General features: G+C 42.4%; 18 protein-coding genes. 10 read left to right on the forward strand and 8 right to left on the reverse strand.

The annotated features are described in order from the left end of the window. Window positions 1-31: 31 nt before the first annotated feature. From Q0590_RS04515 to Q0590_RS04530, 4 genes are all read right to left on the reverse strand, one after another. Window positions 32-1,531: a RagB/SusD family nutrient uptake outer membrane protein gene (locus tag Q0590_RS04515; RefSeq protein WP_302036304.1), complete on the reverse strand. Its 1,500-nt coding sequence runs from the start codon at window positions 1,529-1,531 to the stop codon at window positions 32-34. Between the two features lie 32 nt (window positions 1,532-1,563). After that, window positions 1,564-4,746, reverse strand: coding sequence for a SusC/RagA family TonB-linked outer membrane protein (locus Q0590_RS04520; protein ID WP_302036305.1), 3,183 nt, complete (start codon window positions 4,744-4,746; stop codon window positions 1,564-1,566). A gap of 312 nt (window positions 4,747-5,058) precedes the next feature. After that, the gene (locus tag Q0590_RS04525) at window positions 5,059-6,420 is read right to left on the reverse strand and encodes an FGGY-family carbohydrate kinase (protein ID WP_302036306.1); all 1,362 of its coding nucleotides are present in this window, start codon (window positions 6,418-6,420) and stop codon (window positions 5,059-5,061) included. Window positions 6,421-6,579: 159 nt separating this feature from the next. Beyond that, complete coding sequence (locus Q0590_RS04530; RefSeq protein ID WP_302036307.1) at window positions 6,580-8,700, reverse strand: bifunctional aldolase/short-chain dehydrogenase; 2,121 nt, start codon at window positions 8,698-8,700, stop codon at window positions 6,580-6,582. Between the two features lie 250 nt (window positions 8,701-8,950). Here Q0590_RS04530 and Q0590_RS04535 point away from each other — a divergent pair, with 250 nt between their 5' ends. The 9 genes from Q0590_RS04535 (at window position 8,951) to Q0590_RS04575 (ending at window position 20,862) form a co-directional block, all read left to right on the forward strand. Next, the gene (locus Q0590_RS04535; RefSeq protein ID WP_302036308.1) at window positions 8,951-9,973 is read left to right on the forward strand and encodes a GntR family transcriptional regulator; all 1,023 of its coding nucleotides are present in this window, start codon (window positions 8,951-8,953) and stop codon (window positions 9,971-9,973) included. A 224-nt stretch (window positions 9,974-10,197) separates the two neighbouring features. Beyond that, window positions 10,198-13,527, forward strand: a complete 3,330-nt coding sequence (locus Q0590_RS04540; RefSeq protein WP_302036309.1) for a WGR domain-containing protein — start codon at window positions 10,198-10,200, stop codon at window positions 13,525-13,527. A 28-nt stretch (window positions 13,528-13,555) separates the two neighbouring features. Next, entirely contained in the window at window positions 13,556-15,217 is a 1,662-nt protein-coding gene (locus tag Q0590_RS04545; protein WP_302036310.1) for an SWIM zinc finger family protein, read from the forward strand. A 328-nt stretch (window positions 15,218-15,545) separates the two neighbouring features. Then, on the forward strand, window positions 15,546-17,147 hold the full coding sequence (locus tag Q0590_RS04550; protein ID WP_302036311.1) for a reverse transcriptase domain-containing protein: 1,602 nt from the start codon (window positions 15,546-15,548) through the stop codon (window positions 17,145-17,147). Window positions 17,148-17,360: 213 nt separating this feature from the next. Continuing rightward, complete coding sequence (locus tag Q0590_RS04555; RefSeq protein ID WP_302036312.1) at window positions 17,361-18,083, forward strand: class I SAM-dependent methyltransferase; 723 nt, start codon at window positions 17,361-17,363, stop codon at window positions 18,081-18,083. Window positions 18,084-18,239: 156 nt separating this feature from the next. Next, the gene (locus tag Q0590_RS04560; RefSeq protein WP_302036313.1) at window positions 18,240-18,680 is read left to right on the forward strand and encodes a LexA family protein; all 441 of its coding nucleotides are present in this window, start codon (window positions 18,240-18,242) and stop codon (window positions 18,678-18,680) included. A 4-nt stretch (window positions 18,681-18,684) separates the two neighbouring features. Continuing rightward, window positions 18,685-19,962, forward strand: a complete 1,278-nt coding sequence (locus Q0590_RS04565) for a Y-family DNA polymerase (protein WP_302036314.1) — start codon at window positions 18,685-18,687, stop codon at window positions 19,960-19,962. Window positions 19,963-20,069: 107 nt separating this feature from the next. Next, window positions 20,070-20,462, forward strand: a complete 393-nt coding sequence (locus tag Q0590_RS04570) for a hypothetical protein (protein ID WP_302036315.1) — start codon at window positions 20,070-20,072, stop codon at window positions 20,460-20,462. A gap of 169 nt (window positions 20,463-20,631) precedes the next feature. After that, window positions 20,632-20,862: a hypothetical protein gene (locus tag Q0590_RS04575; RefSeq protein ID WP_302036316.1), complete on the forward strand. Its 231-nt coding sequence runs from the start codon at window positions 20,632-20,634 to the stop codon at window positions 20,860-20,862. 446 nt (window positions 20,863-21,308) lie between these two features. Here the strand turns inward: Q0590_RS04575 and Q0590_RS04580 are convergent, their stop codons facing one another. Then, entirely contained in the window at window positions 21,309-21,914 is a 606-nt protein-coding gene (locus Q0590_RS04580; RefSeq protein ID WP_302036317.1) for a hypothetical protein, read from the reverse strand. 190 nt (window positions 21,915-22,104) lie between these two features. Between Q0590_RS04580 and Q0590_RS04585 the strand changes: the two genes are divergently transcribed. Continuing rightward, window positions 22,105-23,058 (forward strand): SGNH/GDSL hydrolase family protein, encoded by a 954-nt coding sequence (locus tag Q0590_RS04585; RefSeq protein ID WP_302036318.1) that lies wholly within the window; start codon window positions 22,105-22,107, stop codon window positions 23,056-23,058. 13 nt (window positions 23,059-23,071) lie between these two features. Here Q0590_RS04585 and Q0590_RS04590 read toward each other — a convergent pair whose 3' ends face one another. From Q0590_RS04590 to Q0590_RS04600, 3 genes are all read right to left on the reverse strand, one after another. Further along, window positions 23,072-23,716 carry an arsenate reductase/protein-tyrosine-phosphatase family protein gene (locus tag Q0590_RS04590; protein ID WP_302036319.1) on the reverse strand — a complete coding sequence of 215 codons (645 nt, stop codon included), beginning with the start codon at window positions 23,714-23,716 and terminating at the stop codon, window positions 23,072-23,074. A gap of 220 nt (window positions 23,717-23,936) precedes the next feature. Continuing rightward, entirely contained in the window at window positions 23,937-24,266 is a 330-nt protein-coding gene (locus Q0590_RS04595) for an ArsR/SmtB family transcription factor (RefSeq protein ID WP_302036320.1), read from the reverse strand. Window positions 24,267-24,434: 168 nt separating this feature from the next. Continuing rightward, entirely contained in the window at window positions 24,435-25,052 is a 618-nt protein-coding gene (locus tag Q0590_RS04600; RefSeq protein WP_302036321.1) for a cysteine hydrolase family protein, read from the reverse strand. Between the last annotated feature and the right edge of the window lie 74 nt (window positions 25,053-25,126).

Consider the following 25,126-nt stretch of genomic DNA (forward strand, 5'->3'; position numbering starts at 1 on the left):
CTTTATAAGAGAAACGGTCAGCTAGTTATTTTTAGAAATGAGGGCTTAGTGCTGCTTCATCTGCCGGAAGCCCATAATAGATGGATATATTGCTGAAAGCATTGCCACGTGGCGCTGTACCTTCCGGATAATAATAAGCCTGTGGATTGGCTTTAATTCTATTTCCATACGCAGTAATGGTTTCAATGGCTCTGCCTGTTCTTACCAGATCGAACCAGCGTTTGTTTTCAAACGCTAACTCTACCTGTCTTTCTTTGAAAATTGCTTCCTTCTGATCGGCTTCCTGTGATTCGCCCAGGCCGGCACGTTTACGTACCTGGTTCAGATAAAGAGCTGCTTCACCGTTTTTGCCTTGCTCATTTAAGGCTTCTGCTAAAAATAGCAATACTTCGGCATAGCGGTAAATAGGCCAGTTCATGCCATGATTATTATTCAATGCATGAGGAGAGGCGAATTTTTTAATGTACGGATATTCTTTGTTAAGCCTGGCACTTCCGGCCAGCGTAATAAATCCGATAGATGCCTCTTTGCGTTGATCGCCTGCTTCATAAGCGGCAATAATGTCAGGAGTTGGCGTATTGTTTCCCTCTCCATCCAAGGGTTGCGGATTAGTAGTGCCCATAATCGTTACAATCTCTGTCGGGCTGATAGGCCGGGGCATAAACTGATACATAAAGTTTCCGTTCAACCCGGCAGCGCCTTCCAGAAACTGTACTTCAAACACAGATTCTGCATTGTTCTTATTACTGGCATTTTCAGAAAAAGCTTCAGCATAGGTTGGCATTAGCGAATACTGATTGCTGTTTACTACTTCTTTCAGCACAGTCTCGGCTTCTGCCCATTTCTTTTGCTCAATATACACATTGCCCAGTAAAGTTCTGGCGCTGCCAGAAGTTGCCCGGCCGGCTTCTTGTGTTGATTTGGGTGGCAGTAATTGAATGGCTTCTTGTGCATCTTTTACAATCTGGGCAAATATCTCTTCCCGGGAGGCTAAGGGCAAAGCGGCTTCCTGCCGGTTAGGTACAGGAATTAAATGTAACGGAATTTTTTCGAAATACCGGATCAGCTCAAAATAGGCAAGCGCCCGTAAAAACATAGCCTGCCCTTTGATATTATTTTTTGAGTCGGCATTAAACTCTACGGCATCAATTTGCGACAGTACCTGGTTTGCCCGGGCAATAATCAGATAATCCTGACGGTAGAGGTTTAGTACGTGTACATTAGCCGTTACCCCATTAGCGGTAGGCACCGCAAAATCAGCGATATCTTCTTGTTGTTCAGTAGCGCCAAATAAAGGGTTCCGTGAATAATAGGTATTATCCGAGTGCATTTCTCCCAAAAGCCACGCCCTGTCGTTAACAATTGTCCGCAGGGGCACATAGGCTGCATTAACAGCTTGTTGGAAATCGGCTTCGGTTTTATAAAATATGGCTGAGCTTAATTCGGTTTCCGGAACTATGGTCAAAAAATCATCCTTACAACCTGTCAGCGACATGCCTACAAGGCAGGTGAGTATGAGTAGTTTCTTCATTTGTTGTACAGTTTAGTATTTTAAAGATCACATTAGAAATTGAGGTTTACACCAAGGCTGTAGGTGCGGGGAACCGGGTAGTTGGAAAGATCAATACCCTGGCTTAAGTTACCGCCATCGCCGTTACCATCGCCCTGGGCACTGGTTTCCGGATTAGGTCCGCCCCAGTATTTGGTGAACACGTACACCTGCTGCACAGAAGCATACACTCTGGCAGACCGGATAAACTTAGTAACCTGGCCAATATTAAAGCCCAATGTGATATTTTTGATGGTGAAGAAAGAAGCATCTGCAATGAAGCGGCTGTTCATCCAGTCTCTTTCGATACCAGTTACGTTACCTCCACCTACGGTTGTACCATAGAAGCCTTTACCTGGATTTTCCGGAGAACGGAAGCGGTATTTTACTTCGTCTACTAAGTTAAACACACCGTCCAGGTTGGCTGTGCTATACAAGTGGCGTACCAGCAATTGATTGCCATAGGAACCAGAACCTACAATGCTCAGGTCAAACTTGCCGAAATTGAAGCTGTTCGTAATACCATAGGTGAACTTAGGGAAAGGATTGCCGATAATAACCCGGTCGTCGAAGTCGCCACCGTTGGTAATGATGCCATCTCCGTTCTGGTCAGTCAGTTTGATACTACCCACGGTAGAGCGGCCTGGCACCTGTGGAGAATTGGCCAGATCTTCGGCATTCATATACACCCCTTGCGCCTGATGGCCATAGAACTGGCCGAATGGTTTACCTACCTGCGTAATGTGGAACGTACCATATACCCGGTCAATACCTTCGGCTAAGGCAACTACTTTGTTGCGGTTAATGGAAATATTGGCACTGGTGGTCCACCGTAATTTGCCATCTAAATTTACAGTATTCAAGGCTACTTCATGTCCCCAGAAATTGATCTCACCGATATTATCGTTGAAGTTACCAAAGCCGGATTCTTGTGGAATCTGTACACTATAAAGCAAATTGGTGGTTTTTTTGGTATAGAAATCGTACATCAGCTGCACCCGGTCGTTGAATAAACCTAAGTCTATACCGGCATCAAACTGAGTAGTGGTTTCCCATCCTAGATTAGGGTTAGCTAAGGAAACAATAGCTGCCCCAGGGGCTACGTTATTCCCAAACACTGCATTCACAGTATTGTTGATACGGGCATACTGGGTGTAATTACCAATGTTGTTGTTTCCGGTAACGCCATAGCTGGCTCTGATTTTGGCAAAAGATACTTTAGGTACTGCCTGGAAAAACGCTTCATCCGATAGAACCCAGCCTACAGAAGCCGAAGGGAATACCCCCCAGCGGTTGTTTGTGCCGAAGCGGGAAGAACCATCGCTACGTACCGCAGCAGTGAACAAATATTTACCTTTGTAATTATAAGTAAGTCTGGATAATAAAGACGTAAGGCTCCACTCCTGCACATCGCTTCTTGTTCCCCCCCGGTTAATATTGATACCGCCCTGTATGGTAGGCAGCCTGTCGTCGGCATAGGTATCTGCCTGAATACGACTCAAATCCCTGCGGAAACGCTGATTGGTAAAACCACCTAAGATTTCAAAATTATGATCGCCAAAACTCTTGGTATAGGTAGCCAGGTTCTCGTTCAGCCAGGTTACGTCTTCCAGATTTTCCCGGATAGAAACGGCTGTAGTAGGAATAGGTGTGTTAATAGCACTGGTAGCCGTAGAGGGGTTAAAGAAGAAAAACTTCTGATCCAGCATTTGTACGTTGAAGGTAGACTTTAGCACCAATCCCTTAACCGGTGAATACTGGATATATGTATTTCCCAACAAGTTCATCTGCTCGGTTTCATTCACCAGCTCATTAGCTGACCGCACCCAGTTTGGATAGGCAAAGATATTTCCTGTGTTGGCTGGAAAACGGTTAAATTTCGTTAATTCGCCATTTTCATCGTAAATAGGCATTACCGGCCAGGTATGCAACGCATTGAAAAGTATACCTGTTCCCCGGTCTCCGTCGGTTCTGGGTGTATTGTCGAACACATAGTTAGGCGCCAGATTCAATCCAATTTTTACTTTAGGAGAGATGTTATAATCCAGGTTTAAGCGGGCGGAATAGCGTTTGTATTCGTTATTCAAAACAACCCCCTGCTGATTAAATATACCGGCTACTAAAGCGGTGCTTAGTTTATCGGTGTTAGAGGTAATCGTCAGGTTGTAACTTTGCAGCGGGGCAGTCCGCAACAGTGCATCATACCAGTCGTTGTTTTTTCCTCTGTACTGGGAAGGGTCCTTGAATATATCCGGTACTGGGTCTGCTACCGGATTAGGGGAAGCTGCATTCTGATCTTCGTAGTATTCTTTTTTGAACTGAGCAAACTCTTCCGCATCCATCATATCGATCCGGCCACGCATAGGCACTTTTTGAATACCGGCAAACGTGTTGAAGCTAACATTGGTCTGGCCGGCTTTGGCCCGTTTGGTGGTGATGAGTACTACACCATTAGCCGCCCTGGAACCGTACAGTGACGTAGAAGCGGCATCTTTTAGTATAGTAATATCTTCTATTTCGTCTGGGTTAATGGCATTGATATTTCCTGTAATCGGAAAACCGTCTACGACATATAATGGATCACTCCCACCAGTTACCGACAACTGGCCGCGTATCCGTATGTTCATACCTTGTCCGGGCTTACCAGTGGTCTGGTTGATCTGCACGCCGGCCAAGCGTCCCTGCAATTTCTGGGCAACGCTAGATACCGGTATATCTCTCAATTCAGCAGCACTCACTGTTTGTACGGCACCGGTAACTTCTTTTTTCAGCTGGCTACCATACCCCACTACTACTACTTCACTTAAAGACTTAACATCGGCTGCCAGTGTTACATTAACGTTTGTGCGGCCATTGAGGGGTACCTCTTGCGTGGTATAACCTATATAGGAGAAAACTAACGTTCCATTCGCATCTGGAATAGAAAGCGTATAATTTCCATCCATATCTGTAGTAGTACCACTCGTGCTACCTTTAAGCAAAACGTTTACTCCAGGCAAAGCCTGGTTTTCTTCGTCTACTACTTTACCAGTAATAGTAACAGCTACCGGTTTGGTATGCTCATGTACCGCCGCCACTAATGAGGAGCGTACCCGAATTTGGTCTGCCGTAAGCGACTGGCTATAGGTCGGGCTACTTACCCATCCTGCCAGGGCTAGCAAGAGTAAATGTTTTAAGGGGAGTTCACATCTTTTCATAAGTTATCATAGATTAAATGGTATTGGTTTAGGTACTTAACTTCTCTGTTTCTGTTAAACTAGGTGCTGAACTGCCATAAAGCCAGTTTAAAATCAGACCTTGTCCTCCAAAGACTTTCTTTTCCAATAGCTGATTGCCAATAGTGATGTCCTAGAAAATAAACTAGCCTGCATAGGTTTCTTTATTTAAGGAAACTATTTAAATAAAAAATCCTATTTAAAATTAGCCATAAGACATCCTTTAACCTTCCTGTACTCTCCTGTTTTCAATAAAATAATTGAAAAATACAATTTTTGAGAAGAAACAGGCGTCTACAGAGCCACCCGTTTCATGTTGTACTGGTAATTTTCACCTACTTGCGGATCGTTTATAGCCATGGCGGCTCCTAAAGAAGATCCCAGGGGAGAGGGAGAGATAATGATATCGGTGGAGGGGAATTCTTTCCGCAGCAAACTGATAAATACATCACTTTGAGAAAAGCCTCCATCTAAGAATAACTTGTTGATAGGCATGGAACCGGCCGCCAGTTTAATGGCTTTGCTTTGTAGCTGCATCATCTCTATCATAAAACGATGAAATGCATCTTCAAAAGTAGGAAACAACTCCCAACGGGTTTCGCTGGCCGAACGAATGCTGTTATCGGGATACTGAACACTCTGCAGATGAAACAAGGGCTGATCAATTTTCGACCATTTTTCATACAAAGCTTCATCAAAAGTGATAATATGGTGATAATTATGCTCGGTGCGCCCAAAATGTTCAGCCATTAATTTGGTTTGAATGTTAAACTCATTTCCAAAAAATAAGCGGGAGGCTTTTACTGGAGACCCATCGGTACGCATAAAGTTCAGGCAATCTTTGTTGAGCTCTTCGGCTGTCAGCAACTCCTGGTTAAATGGGTTGAAGGTAATGCTCCAGGTACCAGTAGAGAGCAGCAAAAAGGGCTCTTTGCTTGAGAGCAGATACGGAATTAATGCAGCTGAACTATCGTGAATGCCAGTACCTACATCCAGTATCTGGTAGTATACAATCATTTTTGTTTTGCTGGTAGCCGGTACAGAGGCTGGAAATAAGGCTTCTATGCCTTGCTTAGCCACCCAGGGATGATACGTATGATTGGCATAATCCCACAACCCTGTATGGCAACCAATACTGGTATATTCGCAGAGCAATTGCCTGGAAAATACATAGGCGCAGTACTGTGGCAGATGTAACGAATATTTTATTCTCGCAAAGGCCTCTGGCCGCATGTGTTTCAGCCAGTAGAGTTGCAGGCCGGAATTGAGCATACCCAAAGAGGGAGAAGCCGTGCGCGCACAAAACGCATCCCTGCCGCCATTCTCTGCATAAAACTTTTCTAGCAAGGCCTCCGGAAACGGCTTTGTGTAATTATATAGAGGGGTAGCTAGCCTGCCACTACTATCCAGATGCACCATGGAGGCACCATAGGTAGAAAAATTAAGCCTGGATATATCAAATTTCTTCGACTTCATGGCTTTCCGCAGTACGCCCTTCATCCAATCAGTAAGCAGCGTAAGGTCTTCGGTGGGGTAGCCATCTTCGTCTTCTATCAGGGGCAAGGTTTCTACTTCCCGGTAGATTTCGTTGAGGTGTTCGTCGAATATGGAGAATTTCTTATTGGTTTTACCTATATCAAATATGGCCGTATGCATGTAGGTAGGTAGGGGTCGGTAGAAGTTCAGTAGATCAAAAAGAGATGTGTGATAAATGAGTGAATACCGAACAAGGAATTATGAATATTGAAGAAATACTGCTTCGTTATTCGGCATTCCTTGTTTGATATTCTGTAGGTAAAAAGGTTATCGCCTTTTCTATCTGGGGAAGACATTCGCAAGGCCGCCATCCACATTGAGCATGTTTCCGGTAGATTTGCTTAATAGGCCACCTACAAACGCATAGCAGGCATTGGCTATATCTTCCGGTAAGATAATTTCATTGAGCAGTGTCCGCTTAGCATAATAAGAAGGCAATTCTTCTACCGTAATGCCATAGGCTTTGGCCCGCCCTTCTGCCCATCCGCCTTGCCATATTTTACTATCGGCAATTACGGCATCCGGATTTACTATATTTACGCGGATTTTCTCAGGCCCCAGTTCAGCAGCCATCAGGCGGCTCATATGCATTTGTGCAGCTTTTACCGAGCCATAAGCCACATTATTAGGGCCGGCCATTAAGCCATTTTTGCTTACAATGTTCAGTATATCGCCACCTAACTGTTGTTTGCGCAGTACTTCCACGCCATACTTACTTACAATGAATTGGCCTTTCTGCATTACATTGTAGAGTAAAGCCCAGTCTTGTTCGGTATGTTCGGTTAAAGGCTTGGATACGCTTAATCCGGCGCAATTCACAATAATATCTACCCCACCAAAAGCCAGAGCCGATGCATTAAAGGCTTTTTCTACAGTTTCTGCGGACGTTACATCCAGGTGTACAGCTGATACGGCATCTTTTCCAAAGCTTTTCAGAAATTCAACATTGGCACTTTCCAGACGTTCGGCATCATTATCATTCAATAGAACACAAGCACCTTCTTCTATAAATTTTTTGGCAATGGCTTTTCCAATGCCGCCTCCACTACCAGTGATTAGGGCTATTTTACCGGATAAGGATTTAGGCTTGGGCATCCGTTGCAACTTGGCTTCTTCCAGTAACCAGTATTCAATATTAAAGGCTTCCTGCGGTTCCAGAGCTACATATTCCGACACAGCCTCTGCGCCCTTCATTACATTAATGGCATTGATGTAAAACTCACTGGCTACCCGGGCTGTCTGTTTGTCTTTGGCAAAACTGAACATGCCCACACCCGGATACAAAATAATTACCGGATTGGCGTCGCGTACAGCCGGGCTGTTGGGGTGTTTACATTTCTCATAATAGTTTTTATACATTACCCGGTACGACTCAAAAGCAGGCTCCAGTTTAGACCGGACAGCTTTTGCATCTGACAAGTTTTCGTCTGGTTGCAAGGTAAGTACTAGGGGGCTGATTTTTGTACGTAAAAAATGATCCGGGCAGGATGTACCCAGAGGGGCCAGTTTATCTATATCATGCGAGTTAATAAACTCCAGTACTCTGGCATCGTCTGTAAAATGGCCAATCATACGGGTTTCGGAAGAACACAGGCCACGCAGTACAGGAGCCAAAGCCGCTGCTTGCTCTTTACGCTTCTCGGCGGGTAGGGGCTTCGAACGCCATCCACCAAACACCGGACGCTTTTTGTTATAGTTATCCTGCAAATAGGCAGAATACCGTTCAATTACCTCCAGGGTATTAACATAGCTTTCGTAAGCCGTATTTCCCCAGGTAAACAGGCCATGGCCGCCCAGCATAATACCCCGCAGGTTCGGGCTTTCTTTAATACAGGCTTCCAGCTTCAGCCCCAGATCAAACCCTGGTCGTTGCCAGTCTACCCAGCCTATTTGTCCGCTAAACAGTTCGTGGTTAATTTGCTTGCCCTCTTTGCTGGCCGCTATGGCAATAGCAGCATCCGGATGTAAATGGTCTATATGCTTATAGGGCAAAAAGGCGTGAAGTGGTGTATCTATAGAAGGAGCTTTGGATTTAAGGTCGTAAATGCTGTGATTAAAAAGCTCTACCATCTCGTCTTCGTACTGCAATCCGCGGTATACTTTTTTCAAACTAAGCAAACGGTCCAGATATAAACCCGCCAACCCACTTTTCTTGAGTGTACCCAAATCACCACCAGACCCTTTTATCCACATTACATCTACTGGCTGTCCAGTTAAGGGGTCCTTTTCTACCGTTTTAGCACTAGTGTTCCCTCCTCCATAATTTGTCAATCGCAAATCAGCCCCCAGGAGATTAGAGCGGTAGATTAGTAAAGCTACTTCATCCTGACCCAAGGATGCTGCATATTCCTCATCCCACAAGTAGCTTACATATTTAAAATGTGATTGTATGTTTTGCATAACAATAAAGGGTTTGTTAGAAAGTTATATGGCAAATTCAATAATATTTATTACTTTTCCTTCCTGTACCTTCCTGCCTTTTCGAAAATTTTGTCTCAGGGCAAAAGGTCTTGTCTATAAAACACTGTTATTCAATAGGTAGCGTATCTTTTTTTGCCCGCATTTTATAGATCAGGAAGATTTTTACGTTGCTAGTTAATAGTTTTAACCTGTTTTTCAGCTTTTTTATTACAGTAACTTATTAAATACTATGTATCAGCTTAAGTTAAACCCCTCCGACAAAAAGCCCAAATACAAACAAATTGTTGAGTCTATTATTGATGACATTGAAAAAACGGTACTAAAGAACAACGAACAACTGCCTTCTATTAGTGAACTGAGTGAAGAGTACTACCTGGCCCGCGACACTGTTGAAAAAGCCTACAAAGAGCTTAAAGAACGGGGCTATATTACGTCTGTGCAAGGTAAAGGTTTTTATGTGGAAAAAAATACAACCAATAAACTCAAGATACTGCTGGTATTCAATAAACTGAGTTCGTACAAAAAAATAATTTATTACTCCTTCCTAAAAACACTTGGCGACAAAGCAAAAGTAGATCTGCAAATTCACCATTACAATGCTACCCTGTTTAAAGAAATTATTGAGAATAACCTGGGCAAGTACAACTACTATGTAATTATGCCTCATTTCTTCCAGGATGTAGACAAAGTAGATTACCTGAAAATCATTAAAAGCATACCTACCGATGAACTGGTGCTCCTGGACAAAAACTTGCCTGGGCTCAAAACCGATCACCTGGCCGTTTACCAGGATTTTGAGAAGGATATTTACATGGCTCTGGAGTCGGCTATTGACTTGCTGGAAAAATATAAAAAGCTTGTACTGGTTTTTCCAAGGGAGACTAACTATCCATTTAATTATCCCATAGAGATTGTACAGGGCTTCTGTCTGTTCTGCATTGAATACAACAAGGAATTTGACATTGTGGAAACGGCGTATGACCAGATTATCTATCCTGGTACGGCTTATATTACCGTAGAAGAAACCGACCTGGCTGAACTGATAAAAAAAGTACGGCAATCCAGTTACCTGCTTGGCCGCGAAATTGGTATTCTTTCATTCAACGACACCACGCTAAAAGAACTACTTTCCATTACGGTAATGACTACCGACTTTGAAACCATGGGACGTATGACGGCTGCTTTGCTGTTAGAAAAAAAACGCATACAGATTAAAAATACCTTCTCCATGATCAGGCGTACTTCTTTGTAGCCAGTAGCCTTTTGCAATAGCCAAATGAGTAAAATAAACTAGTTTATCTATACTAAAATCCTTCGGATGTTCCAACACACTTGGATGCTTCGAAGGATTTTCCTTTTACGTAGTGTAAAAACTCAGCCGAAATTTTTATCTATCTGCCTGATGACAGTTTAGTGGCTTACTTAAGTTGTTGCAGGAATATATTCTGCTTATTTTGGAAAGCATAAGATGTATCTATGAAACTAATTGAGCAGATCAGTCTGTGGAACCGGGAAGGCAGTTCCGATAAAGTGTATGAGGTAGATTTATGGGAGACAAGCCCTAATCAGTACGTAGTTAATTTCCGGTATGGCCGCAGAGGTGCTCCATTGAAAGATGGCACCAAAACTACCTTGCCAGTTTCCCTAACCGATGGCATACGTATTTTTAACCAGCTGGTGAATGAAAAGAAAAAAGGAGGTTATCAGCAGGCAGCCCATTTTAAAGCTAGCGAAACTGAAGCTGCCAGCCTCCCTCCATCAGGTATTCCTACTGGCGAAGCAACTACGGATAAAAGAAGTGTTATTATAAGTTCTTTGCAAAAAGCTGCGCAGCCTTCCTTTAACGATAAGAAGTGGCCACTTTCACGGATTATCTGGCGGGCAGGCGAATTAAAAATTAAAGAAGCTACGCCCCTGCTTATTCCACTGTTGTTGAAAAGTGATGCCTTGCAGCAATATTGTATATGCTGGTCGCTGGGCAGGTGCGGCGATGCGGCTGCAATTCCGGTACTGGAACAAGTCTATCAGGCAGCAGCTACTAAAGACTTTGTCAGAAGAATGGCCTTCACCAGTATACTAGCGTTAGAGAACGATGCTCATAAACGCCGTATACTAGCCAATAACTGGGTACAGAATATATCCTCTTTTCTGGAGAAGGCTTCTACAGGCCGCGAACAGCAAAGCGGACAAGAGAGCGGTGGTTTCTCCGCATTCTGGCGCAAAACCTCCGGGCAAATGGCGAATCCCACCCCTTCTGAGCAGCCTGGTGTAGATCCAGTATTGGAAAAAATAAGCACAAGCCTGAAACAAGCTATTGAAAGCGGAAAAGATGGGGCGCTAGCTGACATATTGAAACCGGTCATGGGCAAAGATATTACCTACAGCATTCTGGAAAGTATGTACCTGTTTTCTGTAGATTTTCCAAAGATAAGGCCTGCGGTTATTTATTTTTTACAGACAATTCCTTTTAAGCCGGGTTCATTTAAAACGGTTAGGCACATTTTTAAAACTGCCGAGTTCCGGGAAGATGCTGATATATTCGCTTTGTTACTTTACCGTATAGAAAAAGAAAAACCCTATTTTGCTTACGGCTATAGCCGCGAATATGGCGTACGTGATGCATCCTATAATTATATTCAGAGTCCGGTAAAGGAACTGCAAAAACCCAATGCCAGATTAGCCTACTCCAAGCTAACATCAGATTACTTTAAAAGAAGAGGCTGGCGTACCTTGCGAATCTTAGGAGAAGATGGTCAGGAAGCTTATATCTCTATGGCTTCTGCTGTATTGCTAAGTATTTCGGATACCAAAGATAAAGCGGCCGCCAGAGAAGCACGTACGGATACCTGGCACTACGACTCTCAAACTCGCCGGCACACACAGCATGTAACCATTACTCAGTATGACACGTATGCCAACTGGCTAACATTTAATTATATTCTGTATCAGAATAGCCCCAGGTATGAGTTAAAGCAAAATAACAAAGCCTGGCGTTGTAAAGAGGGCTATCTTCCCGGACAACCAGCACCAGACCAACGAGAAGAGGCATTTCCGGAATTGTGGGATAAATACCCTAAAGCTTTGTTGCATCTGCTTCTAACCAGCGATAACAACCGGGTACATGAATTTGCCGTCAGAGCATTAAAAGGCCGAACAGATTTGAAAGAGCTGATGGATTTAGATACATTGGTACAGTTGCTTTCCAGGCCTCATCCGGAAACTGTAAAACTGGCCTTAGCGGTAGTTAATTACTTCTATAACCCACAAAATCCCAACCTGAAATTAATCCGGATGCTGATTCATAGTCCATTACCAGAAGCCCATTTGCTGGTACAACAGTGGATAGAAGCCCAGCCGGAATACTTCCTGAGAAAGACACTTATTTTTGCTGATCTTATTGTTAATCCCTATGAGGAGATATGGGTATGGGTGAGACAGAAACTAGCAACTACTCCCTGGGAAGAAGAAAATGCCAAGATGCTGGCAGGCCGGGTAATTGCTGAACTACTAGCATTGCCCGCAGATAATGAGCTAGCCAATATAGCTGCTGCCGGGGCCGCCCAGACACTGCTTGATTTCTTCTTACCTTTATTAGAGGAAATAAATCTCGACGTGGCGCAAGACCTGCTCAAGCATCCGCTACCAGGTGTGCAAACCCTTGGTGCTGTTATATTGCTGCATCACCGCACAGCGCCAGAGCATCTACCGGCAGGTTTACTTTCATCTCTGATCCAATCTACCGTGCCTGCTGTACGGGAAGCCGGCATTAAATTGTTCGGGAAGTTGCCGGAATCTACGCTGCTGGGAAGTTTTGAGTTGATTACTGCATTTTGCCTCTCACCATTTGCCGAAATCAGAAAAGCCATTAGGCCCACAGTAGCTACGTTGGCTACAACACATGATGATTTTGGCAAACAACTGCTTTTTCAACTGCTCCCTTTTCTTCAACATAAAGAAACCTATGCAGGTTTGCAAGAGGATTTATATACATTATTCACCACCGTCTTGCATCCTTATCTGGTAGAAATAAACCAGGAGCAGGCACTACAAATGCTGCATGCAGGCAAAGGGATGACCCAGCAGTTAGGGTTGTTTCTGTTGACAAAGTATATCAATCCAGCTAACTTAACTGTTCGCCAGATTGTACGGATGGCCAGTCATGAGACGTTAGCTGTAAGGCAGTGGAGCTGGCAAACCTATACAAATGATCCTGCCCGTATGCGTTCTGATGCCGAAGAAGCTCTCCGGATTCTGGATGCCAGATGGGAAGACTCCCGGCAATTTGCTTTTGACTTTTTCCGCACCCATTTCACTGCAGACGAATGGACACCTACACTCTTGATCAGCGTATGCGATAGCACCCGGCCCGATGTGCAAAGTTTTGGCCGGGAACTGATAACCAAGTTCTTTAACGAAGAAAACGGAGAAACCTATCTTTTGCAACTCAGTCAGCATCCGGTACAAACGGTGCAAGTATTTGCTACGAATTTTCTGGAGCAGTTTGCCACCGATAATCTGCAAAACATAACGCAATTGGAATATTATTTTACTACTGTACTTTCTCAGGTAAACCGTTCTGGGGCGGCTAAAGCCAGAATATTTAGTTTTCTGCGTAAAGAAGCCTTAAAACACCAGACGATTGCCCAGCTTATTACCGATCTTATGGCCCGTCAGTCGGTAACCATGGCCGTAGCCGATAAAGCGGCCTGCATTGAAATTATGCGGGATTTGTCAAAAAAATATCCTGAACTTCAGATGCCGCTTGTCATCAAAAATGTAGCAGCCCGGCAGGTAGCTGTGAAATAAAGGACAATGAACAATAACTACTAATCTTATGCTTTTCGATTATAAATTTCATGGCAGCACTTCTGTAGAAAGTAATGCCCACGCTACCCAAATGTCCTTTGCACCGGATGTATCCAGGGAGCCTACGTATTTTATTGGAACACTGGCAAAAAACATTGCTTTCCGGGAAGCTATTTCGGCACTGAATGGGGTAGTAGTATCTGATTTGCGGTTTAAACCCAAAGACAAAACAGAATACAAGGCGTGGGCAGCTCAGCAGGAACTGGCCTGGCTGGCACAATTTACGGCACACCAACCAGAGGTAGAAGCTAAAATCAATACGATTAAAGAAGAACTAAGCACGATTGGTAAAACCCGCGAAACAGTATTGGGTCCGTACTACAAAGCCCGCAGAAAATATTTTGATTACTTGTATGAGAAAGAAAAGGATTTCTGGTTTGTGCTGGACCCAGTTATTACTGTACATCCTGACGAAGTATTTTTTGAATGCTTTAGCCAGGATGAATCTACCTATGGTAAGTTAGGCTGTAACTACGAAGTATTTAAAAATATACAAGAATTCGCTTGTGGCACAACCAATATAGATTATTCTGCTGCGCTGTACAATGAATTTCAAAAAATCAGAGACTACAAAGAAACGCAATTTACGGTTGAGCCTGCTGGTTTCAAGGTGCAAACAGCCAAAGAAGATGATTATACAGAAGTAAAAATAGATTTGCCAGATAGCTGGGTACGGGGATTTCTGCAGGTAAGTTCTGCCATGACATTACCCGCCCGAACGTTTGACCTGCATCCGATGGATGTACATAATATCTGTTATGTGTTACGCCGGCAGAAAGAAAAAACCGGTCCCCGTTCTATCCGCTTCATCCTAAGGCCAGGACAGCCAGTGGTATTACAAGTTGATCCCTGGAATTATAGAATTACCTGTCACCGCTCGATTTATCAGGGTACCGAAGCAGATGAAATACGCCTCTGGGGCCGCCGCCGGTTACTTATTCTAGAAAGGCTTATTCCCCTGACACAAAAATTTACGGTACATGTATTGGGTAGTGGTATGCCATCGTTTTTTATTGCCGATTTAGGCCATATGAATTTTACCCTGGGTTTATCCGGCTGGACAGCCAATGACTGGTCCAGGGCAGGCAACTTTGATTTAATGGCCCCTAGGGCACAGGTAGACAATTTTACGAAGGAGTTAGTATTTAAATCGTTGCGGGAAACCTGGCAGGAAAGTTCGCAATCATTAGCTAAACGATTAAATCTGGAGAAAAAACTGGTAGAAGGTGCACTCGCAGCCTATACACAAGCCGGGCGGGTAATTTATGATTTAGATAAAAAAATATACCGCTTACGGGAATTAAGCCGCGACCCACTTCCTATGGATAAACTCCGTTTCGACAATCCACGAGAGGCTACTGCTACTGAACTAGTGAACAACAAGCGGGTAACAGTAAAAGTAGAAATTTTATCCGATGGCACTACAGAACTTACAGGCACTGTAAAAGAGCAAAATCAATTGCTCCGTCCTTCCCTGGTTATAGATGCTGATGAACGGATGACACAAGCTACTTGTACTTGCTACTTTTACTCACAAAATAAGCTTTTTAAAGGTCCTTGTGAACATATATTGGCGTTAAGAATAGCCCATACTAAGGAGCATTGGTGGGCCAAGTGGATGCCTAATTAACAAGACAATAATTTCATTACATTTTCATACATCTTCTACTGCATACGGATTTGTTTTTCATTTAAAAACTTTACATTTTTAACCCAAAGCAGTGAGATAACTAACTCAAGACCTTGCAAACCGGGCGGTGTATCGCCGCCCATGTTTACAGACTACACTTACGTCACAGGCTTGCTCTTTACTATTGCCGGTAGGCATGGTATATGAGATTACGGTGTGACTTCAGGAAGTTAATGCTCATATACCATGCCTACCGGCTTCGAGTTGAGCATTCCCGTCCACAGAATGTACGAAGGTTTAGTTACTCACTGCTTTTTTAGTATCTTTTATGTCTGAACTTAGTAACCTTCCTCAGGGCACCAGGCCTGCTAACCGCCAGGATTTATACGATCTTATCCGGCAAACTTCCAAAGACGAATTTATTCTGCAAGACATGAAGCGTCTGGGCTTCTGGCCAAAAGACAACGGACAGCCTTCTCTTTCTGAACAGATCATTACCAGAGAAACAGAATTACACCGGGAATTGAGTGCATTGCTTACAGAAAAACGCCGCCTGGAAGATCAGCAAGCTATGCTGAAGGAATTGCGTAAACAAAGATTAGCCGAATCTAGAAAAAAGCGGGAAGAAACCAAGCAGAAACGGGAACAGCAGCGTAAAGACAAAGCAGAAGCCTGGAGAGCTAAAAAGCAACAGGAAATTATTTATTTAGGTGAACAGGTTTCAGGAGGCTTAAATGAAACGCTAACAGATACAGAAAAACTAACTAGCCGGAAGTTACCAGTTATACTAGATGCTGCTTCTCTGGCAAGTACTATTCATATTCCGGTAAATGAACTCCGCTTTCTGGCATTTTCCAGAAAAGTATCTAAAACTACCCACTACAAACGGTATTACATTCCAAAAAAGACCGGTGGCCAACGGCTTATATCTGCCCCGATGGCCCGCTTAAAGAAAGTACAACACTGGATTCTCCAGAATATACTCTATCCTATACAAATACATGAGGCTGCGCATGGATTTTTACCAAACAAGTCTATCGTTTCCAACGCAAAACCCCATGTAGGCGCTGAAATAGTCATTAATATTGACCTGAAAGATTTTTTTCCTTCGGTTACGTATCGGCGTGTAAAAGGGCTTTTTCAAACTTTAGGTTACTCAGAAGCAATAGCCACTATCCTTAGTTTGTTATGTACAGAGCCAGATACAGATGAGGCAGAATTGGATGGAGAAACCTGGTACATTGCTACTGGCGAACGGTATTTGCCACAAGGTTCACCCGCCAGTCCGGCTATTACCAATATTCTCTGCGCCAGGCTCGACAGCCGCCTAACGGGACTAGCAAAAAAGTTTGGTTTTACCTATACCCGCTATGCTGATGATATGACTTTTTCCACCTCCGGCGAAGGAACCAAAAACGTCAATATCCTCAAAAAGAACATAAACAAAGTTGTTGAAGACGAGGGCTTTATACTGCACCCCGACAAAACACTCGTCATGCGGAAAGGTAGCCGTAAAGAAGTAACTGGCCTTGTGGTAAATGAGAAGCCCAATATAGAACGCAAAACCTTACGCAACTTCCGGGCTTTGTTGTTTCAACTACAAACAGAAGGCCTGGAAGGAAAAAAGTGGGGCAATTCATCGGATATAGTATCGGCTATAGAAGGATATGCCAACTTTGTGTACATGGTAGATCCTGTAAAAGGTGCTAAGATGCAACTACAGGTAAAGGAAATTATCCACAAATGGGCCTCTACCCGTCCAAAACGTGCCAGGAAAGCATATCCTAAAAAGGCAGTTTCTCTAACGGAGCCGACGGTTCCTGCCAAAGAACCCGTAATACCACTACAAACCGGCTCTTTGCCATCGGCCAATAATACGCAGGATACCACAGAAGCCAAAAAACCATGGTGGAATCTGTGGAAGAAATAAATTATATTCTATAGCTCTGGTGCATGTTGTAAAGCTTTTAGAAACATCATTAATTAACAGATAATACATAAGTTAAAGCGAAAAATATTTTAACTATTACGCTTTGAAAATTTTACTTTGCAGACAATATACTAAACTTAGTGAAGCGTAGTTTACATGCCAAATCGATGTGATTTATTCTGGGTGTAACCATCAATCATAAAAAGTATATGTATGACGGTAAAACAACATTACGACCAGCATCTGGGCAACTTCTATAGCTGGATAGCAGGCGATTTTAACACACAGCAACAGCAATTTGAAAACTTTCTAAAAGAGCAAAATATCTTTCCTTCTTCTACCAAAGTAGCTTTTGACTTGGGAGCTGGCCATGGCATTCAAAGTGTTGCACTGGCTTACCTGGGTTTCCGGGTAAAGGCGATTGACTTTAATGAACAGCTTCTTATGGAGTTGAAAGCACAGGCAAATAACTTAGATGTAGAAACTGTGCAGGCAGATATGCGCCAGTTCAAAGAGTATATATCAGATACGCCAGAATTGATTATTTGCTGGGGCGATACACTTACCCATCTGGACAGCAAAGCAGACATTTATCAACTCATTCAGGATATTTCCCATACGTTACCCAGAGGTGGCAAATTGCTTCTATCCTTCCGCAACTATACAAATTCCTTAAGTGGCGATAACAGATTTATACATGTCAAGAGTGATGAACAGAGAATTGCTACTTGCTTTTTAGAGTATTTTACAGACTATGTACGTGTAACAGATTTGCTATACGAGAAAAATGGACCAACCTGGGTACAAAAAGTAAGTTCCTATAATAAAGTTATAATCAATCCGGAAGAAGTAAGGCAGGAAATTCAGAATAATGGCCTACGCCTGCTACACTGCGATACGCTGAACGGTATGATCAGAATTATAGCAGACAAATAAAAAGAGTAGCTAGTAAGAATTCCGTCTAGGTGGTTTCATACTTAACTCTCTATCAATACTATTCAAAATCCGAATATACAAAAAAAGTTGTAGCTATACCTTGACATTTTCCGTATAAATTTCATCATTTGTCTGATATCCTAAAAATGATGTAATATGCAGCCTTTTTACCTCTACTACCCTATAAATATACTTCCCAAAAAAACGTTACCCTTATTTGCTTGTAAGGTGTCTGCCGGCTTCCCCAGCCCGGCTAATGATTACGAAGAAAAACCTTTAAACCTGCACGACTATGTAGTAGACAATAACTCTACTACCTATTTTGTAAAAGCAGAGGGTAATTCTATGGTTGGGGCAGGCATTTTTGATGGTACTGTGCTAGTAGTAGATAAATCAGTAGAGGCTAAAACTGGAGATATTGTGGTAGCCTTTATCAATGGTGAATGCTTTGTAAAAAGGTTGCGCTACGAACGAGGCAGTGCATTTTTATGTCCGGAAAACGAAGGGTATCCTGTCTATGAAATAAAAGACAGGGAGCACTTTCAGATATTTGGCGTAGTGATAGCCGTATGCACCAAGTTTAACCGGAAAAGATAAAGCTATGTTTGCCTTATGCGATTGTAATAATTTTTATGCAAACTGTGAACGGGTATTCAACCCCTCTCTCAATAATAAACCTGTCATAGTACTATCCAACAATGACGGCTCCATCATAGCCCGGTCCAATGAGGCCAAAGCTTTGGGTATACAAATGGGCCAACCTTACTTTCAGGCCCGAAAAGTGATAGAGGAACACAAAGTAGCCGTATTTTCTTCTAACTACGAGTTGTATGGGGATATGTCTAACCGGGTCATGACCGTGCTGTCTGGGCTGGCGCCGGAAACAGAAATATACAGCATAGATGAATGCTTTCTGGGCTTTCCTGGATGGCAGGAGGCGGAGTTGCTAACCTATGCCCAGGATATTAAAGAAAAAGTAAAAAACTGGACTGGCATTCCTGTTTCTATAGGACTTGCCCCCACGAAAACCTTAGCCAAAGCGGCAAACAAAGTAGCCAAAAAATCAGAGAAAGTCTGTTTAATCAGAGAAAGTTCAGACATTGATAGTCTGTTAGAAAATCTACCCATTGAAGAGTTGTGGGGCATAGGCCGCCAATATGCGAAATTACTGAAAGCCAATAGCATTCATACGGCTTTACAGTTCAAAAATATGCCGGACGGCTGGATACATAAACACCTCACTATTATGGGTTTGCGCTTAGCATATGAACTTAGAGGAGTATCTTGCTTACCTTTAGAAAAGGTACAACAGACAAAAAAAGCTATTTGCACTTCCCGTTCTTTCGGACACTATGTATCCACGTATACTGAAATGGAGGAGGCAGTATCTTCCTTTGTTTTCAAGTGTAGTGAAAAGCTACGCAAGGAAGGTACAGCCGCTAGTGTAGTTACAGTGTTTATTCACACCAATACATTCAATACGACCCTGCCGCAATATAGCAACAGCCAGACGTTGCGCCTACCAGTAGCCACAGACAGCACACCCGAACTTATTCACTATGTATTAAAAGGCCTGAAAGCTATTTATAAACCCGGCTACGCCTACAAAAAAGCCGGCGTGATTGTAACAGGCATTGTACCCAACCATGCCATACAGCAGAATCTATTTGATGAGGTAGACCGGGCAAAACATACTCAGTTAATGACTACCATCGACCAGATTAATAAGAGGTTACGCAAACATACAGACAAGTTTCAATCACCTGTAAAATTTGCTGTACAAACACATTCCACCAAAGAAGCGAACTGGCCAATGCAGCGAAAATATCTTTCTCCTTGCTATACTACCCGTTGGGACCAGGTACTTAAAGCAAGCTGATCAACTACTTTATGCCTTCAACTGTATACATGGCTATTGCTATATTATCGATTTGACTGCTTTTCTTACCTGTAAATTTTGTATATTTATTCTTATACGCGTGTCCTATGAATCCACTTCAAGAAAGAGCTAATGTACTGAAAGCAAATTTGCAAAAGCAGGCAGAAGCTGAAAAAGGGTATCAACAGCAACATACATATACTGTTCAGGAGCAATTAGCTCATCTGTTTCAAGCAGCTTTTCCTGAGTTGTATCAATTACTTGTTCAATCCCAGGTGAGTATTACAGGAGAGGTAACTCCCCAGGGCCAGAAAGTAATGCTAACCGCTGCTGATAAACAACTCGCTGTTTTTTATGAAGGAGTAAAAAGGACAGCGGATATATGGCGTTTCTATGGAAAGGACTATCAAGCTTCCAGCAAAGAGAGTGAACAACAGCTTATTATCGCTTTGGCCGAAGGCTTTTCTCAAGCTCAATCAAAACGGATAGCCGGAAAATAAGGTATCATTTTCACACAGTAGACTTGTGCATTTCGTATATAAGACGTATAAAATTTAGCAGAATATTTTTTCAATCTTACAACAGCAAGATATAGCTGAAATGTGTACTGCCCAAGTCAAGAAATAGTTGCTAATTAGCTTTTCATAAGTTAATTATAAAACTATTACTATGGAATATTATTATAACTTAGCTGGTGGTTCGGGTATTTACGCCTACGAAATCGGCGACGACAACATTAAAGTTCAATTCAGCAGCGGCAGTATTTACATTTTCACGTATTCCAGCGCCGGACGTGAAAACATCGAGCACATGAAAAAACTGGCTGAAACAGGCAAAGGTCTGAACCGGTTTATTAGCCGGAATGTCAAAGACAAATACTCCCGGAAAATAAGGTCATAATTTACTCAAGCAACTACACCCTTAGATAAATTTCTGGAAATACTATCGCTGCTATAGCCTACTCTGTCTGGTGTTTTCTAAAACAGCATACTCTTCATGTAGAGGAATGGCATAGCCGTAGCTTCAAGGGCAGTCACTAAAGAGTAAATCTATCTTATACAGGTATATTGGTGTTCTAGGCGGACAGATATCAATATGTTACGTTTTTAAAACGAGGATTTGTCCCGTACTTAGTTCTTTCTTAGACTTACATTCATATAAAACTTTCTATTGTTAACCATTTCACTTGATTGATTGGCTTGGTAAGCTAAAAGCAAAACCCTGCAAGTGAGAAGCTTGCAGGGTTTTATTTAACCTTTGTAACTAGTATATCTTTGTAACTGGTACATGTGTCGTTCTGTTTAACTGGAGTTTCCCCAACACATATACAGAATTACTATATAGTATTACTGAATACTGTGTTTTATAGTTGCTTCCATTAATTCCTTTGGGCTCGCAAACTCCTCAACCGATATAGCTTTCAACTTTAATTCTCCTATTTGCTTCAGTATTAATCGGTTGAATTTATTTGTTCGTGCAATGAATTTATCTATCAGCTTTTGTTCGTAAGTAACCCGCTGGTGGTAGCCACTGGCTGTACGAATTCTTTCTGTCAGAAAATCAGCGCCTGCATATAACCAAATGGCCACTACCTTTTTATTCTGTATATTGCTTACCTGGTGAGGTAATAAGGCAGAACCCTCTATGACTATTTTGGTAGAAGTTTGTATGTGAGATTCTATAATGGTAGAAATCGTTGGCCAAAGTTTTTCATAATGTGCATAGACATCGGCTACTAATAGCTCAACCGATAGAGAACTATAATGTTCTTGTACATGAATGGGAACCACTTCTGGAGGATTTTTCCATGGCCTGCCCGGATGCCGGGCCAAATTATCAGTAGAAATCAAATTGGCATGAATGGTTGTGCTCATCAATTCAGCAAGTGTAGATTTACCACCATGAGAAGTTCCTCCGATTAAAAAGATTACAGAATCAGTTTCTATATTCAAAATTTAAATAGTAGTTTATCGATTGCATTACTAATCTGTTGCCAGCATATAGTGAAAATAACTACTGTTATTCAAAAAGCCATATGGGGCCAGGTTTTTAAGGTACAGAATACGGTACAAACCGTTTCTACTTTTCCATCAATGCATAAATCTGTCAGGCAAATAATGTATTACTTGCAAACATATAGGTATGGTTAAACGCATCGGGCCTTATTTTCTGCTAGTTATTTTAATGATGCAGACAGCTGATTTGTTTGCGCAACCCATTGCCCCTACCGTTAAACGGATTGTTTTTTTAGGCAACAGCATAACCTGGGCTGGCAATTACGTAAATTATCTAGAGGCATACATAAGAGCCCGGCATCCGGATAGGCAACTTGAGTTTATTAACGTAGGCTTACCCAGCGAAACGGTCTCCGGGCTTTCAGAAGAAGGGCATGCCGATGGTAAATTTCCCAGACCAGACTTGCATGAAAGGCTGTCACGCGTTCTACAGCAAACAAAGCCCGATATGGTATTTGCGTGCTACGGCATGAACGATGGTATTTATCTACCTTTTAATGAACAACGATTTGCCAAATTTAAGGAGGGTATCCACTGGCTTCATGCAGAGATAGAGAAAACAGGTGCCAGACTTATTCATATGACACCTCCGGATTACGATGAACTGCGGGGCAAAAAAGAAGGCTATGCTGCCGTGCTTGACCGGTATACGGACTGGTTATTGAGTAAAAAGACCGATTCCCGCTGGGAGGTAGTAGATATACATTACCCGATGAAAAAATACTTGCAGGCTCACCGCCAGGTAGATGCCACCTTTGGCTTACATGGCTTTGCGCTTGCTGACGATGGAGTACATCCCGGAGAAACCGGGCACTGGCTGATAGCCCGGGAAATTTTACAGTATCTAGGGTATAAAGAAGTGGCTAAAGCAGCGGATGTAGTAGAAAGTTTAAGCCAAATTGGGGACGCCCCGCAACTGGTAAAACTGGTAACCCAGCGGCAAAATCTGATGCGTGACGCCTGGCTGACAGAAACCAAGCATAAACGTCCCGGCCTGCCTACTGGCTTGCCGCTGAGTGAGGCCATGCGTAAGTCCAATGAGTTGATGCAATCGATAACAACTATTTTGCAGCAGAAGTAAGTAAGCTGGGCGATTATCTTTTTATCAGGCTGAATGCATAAAATACCTCTCTGGCAATTTGCCTGGTACGCTCATCATATTTGGCTTCTTCCTGGGAGGTTCCATCAAATTCCTTCGGATCGTCGTACGGAATGGCAATCCGGGTATCTGCTCCTGGAATAAACGGACAGGCTTCATCGGCCTGAGAGCAGGTCATAATGGCGGCAAAGTCTTTTTTGGGATTTCCTTCTCCATCATATACTTTTGAAAATGCTTTTACTGGCATCTTAGCATCGGTGAATTTTACCTGATAGATTGGATTTTTCTCCTCGCCGCTTTTATTGATTTGGAATCCTACCTTCGCCATCGCTTTTACAGCTCTTGGATTAAATGCCGTAGCTTCTGTACCACCGGAATAAGTTTCTACCCCTTGAAGGCCGTAATAATAAGCGGCTGTTTGTGCCCATATCTGCGAAATGTGGCTTCTGCGGGAGTTATGCGTACAAATAAACGTGAGCTTTACCCTCTTATTCTCTTGTGTCTTTGCCTGGATGTATTCTGATAGCTCTGTCAACAATTCTTTCCTTTCCTCAGGTATCTGGTCAAATTCTTTGGTAACGGAGCTTATGTAGCTTTGAATCGGATTATACAAGGAAGCAGGAACAATAGGTGTTTTCATAGGTTTTGTTTTAAAAGTAGCAGATGTATTAGTAAGGATTACAAACAGCATAACTAAGACAACATTGCGCGTAGAAAAGGTAAATTTCATACAGGATAAATAAAAAGTTTAGAAAGAAACACTAGGCAAGATGATATACAATAATTGCATATAAACGGTGCTGTTATGTATTAAACCTATCGTCAAATTGTAATAATACGATATAGTTAGGTAAAAAAACTTAACAGCAGGTATTTTTTGTAACTTTTGACATAAACAGGTTTACCAGCATATCTTTCGCTTCATTCCATACTTTATTATCTATACAATAGCATATGCTGGAGCCTTCGATCTCTCCTTTGATAATACCTACTTGTTTTAATTCTTTTAAATGTTGAGACACCGTGGCCTGTGCCAAAGGTAATTCATCCACCAGATCGCCACAGATACACGTTTGGTGTTTCAGCAAATATTCAATAATTGCCACTCTGGCCGGATGCGCCAGTGCCTTGGCATATGCAGCCAACTGGTTCTGACTTTTAGTAAAGTTTTCTGTTTTAGTGACTCCCATACATAAAAAATATTATCGCAATATTACGATAACACAAACATCTACGCAACAGTTGTGTAAGTTTTAATTTCATGTATGTAGCAGGAATGCAAAAGCAACCAATCAACATCACTTATTACTTATATGAATGATAAGTTGCATTCCGTTGAAATTTATTGGCTGAGATTCTTATTGCTTTTTAACAGGCTTGAACTGCTTAAAATCAATCTCTGTAGAGGGTCTGGTATCTGCTTTCAATAATTTACGCATCTGTTCCAGCGCATAGGTATTTTCCTCTTTGCTTTCTGAGGCCACACAATCACTGGGAATAACTAAGGAAAAATCACGCATAAAGGCATCATTTGCGGTGAACAACACACAGATATTGCCAGTAATGCCAGCCATAATTAAGGTTTTGGCTTTCAGATAATCCAACAGTACATCTAAGGTGGTAGAATAGAAAGCAGAATGTTTCGGTTTCAGCACAAAATAATCTTCCTCATCTGGCTGTAGCTTCTCTACGATTTTTTTGCCTTTTACACCTTCTTTCAAGCAGTGGTCAAGGAGTTTGCGGAAATCAGATTGCCACTTACCAAAGTTGTCGTTGACGTAAATTACAGGGATTCCAGCTTTTTTGGCTTTCTTTTTCAAGTTGACAATGACCTCTACCTGAGGCAACAGATTATTGTATATGTCATCTCCGTCTACAAATTCAAAGTCATTAATCAGATCAATTAACAACAGCACAGCCGGTGAAGAATCTGGTACATTGCCGTGTAAATCCTGGTTTTTAACTGGGGTTGCCAAAGTTGGGTGTTTCTGTTAAGTAAAAAATATGTATAAGCCGCTTGGCCATACCCTGCACCACGTAGTTCTACTGC

This window comes from Rhodocytophaga aerolata, from assembly GCF_030503435.1.
In the GTDB taxonomy this organism is placed as follows: domain Bacteria; phylum Bacteroidota; class Bacteroidia; order Cytophagales; family 172606-1; genus Rhodocytophaga; species Rhodocytophaga aerolata.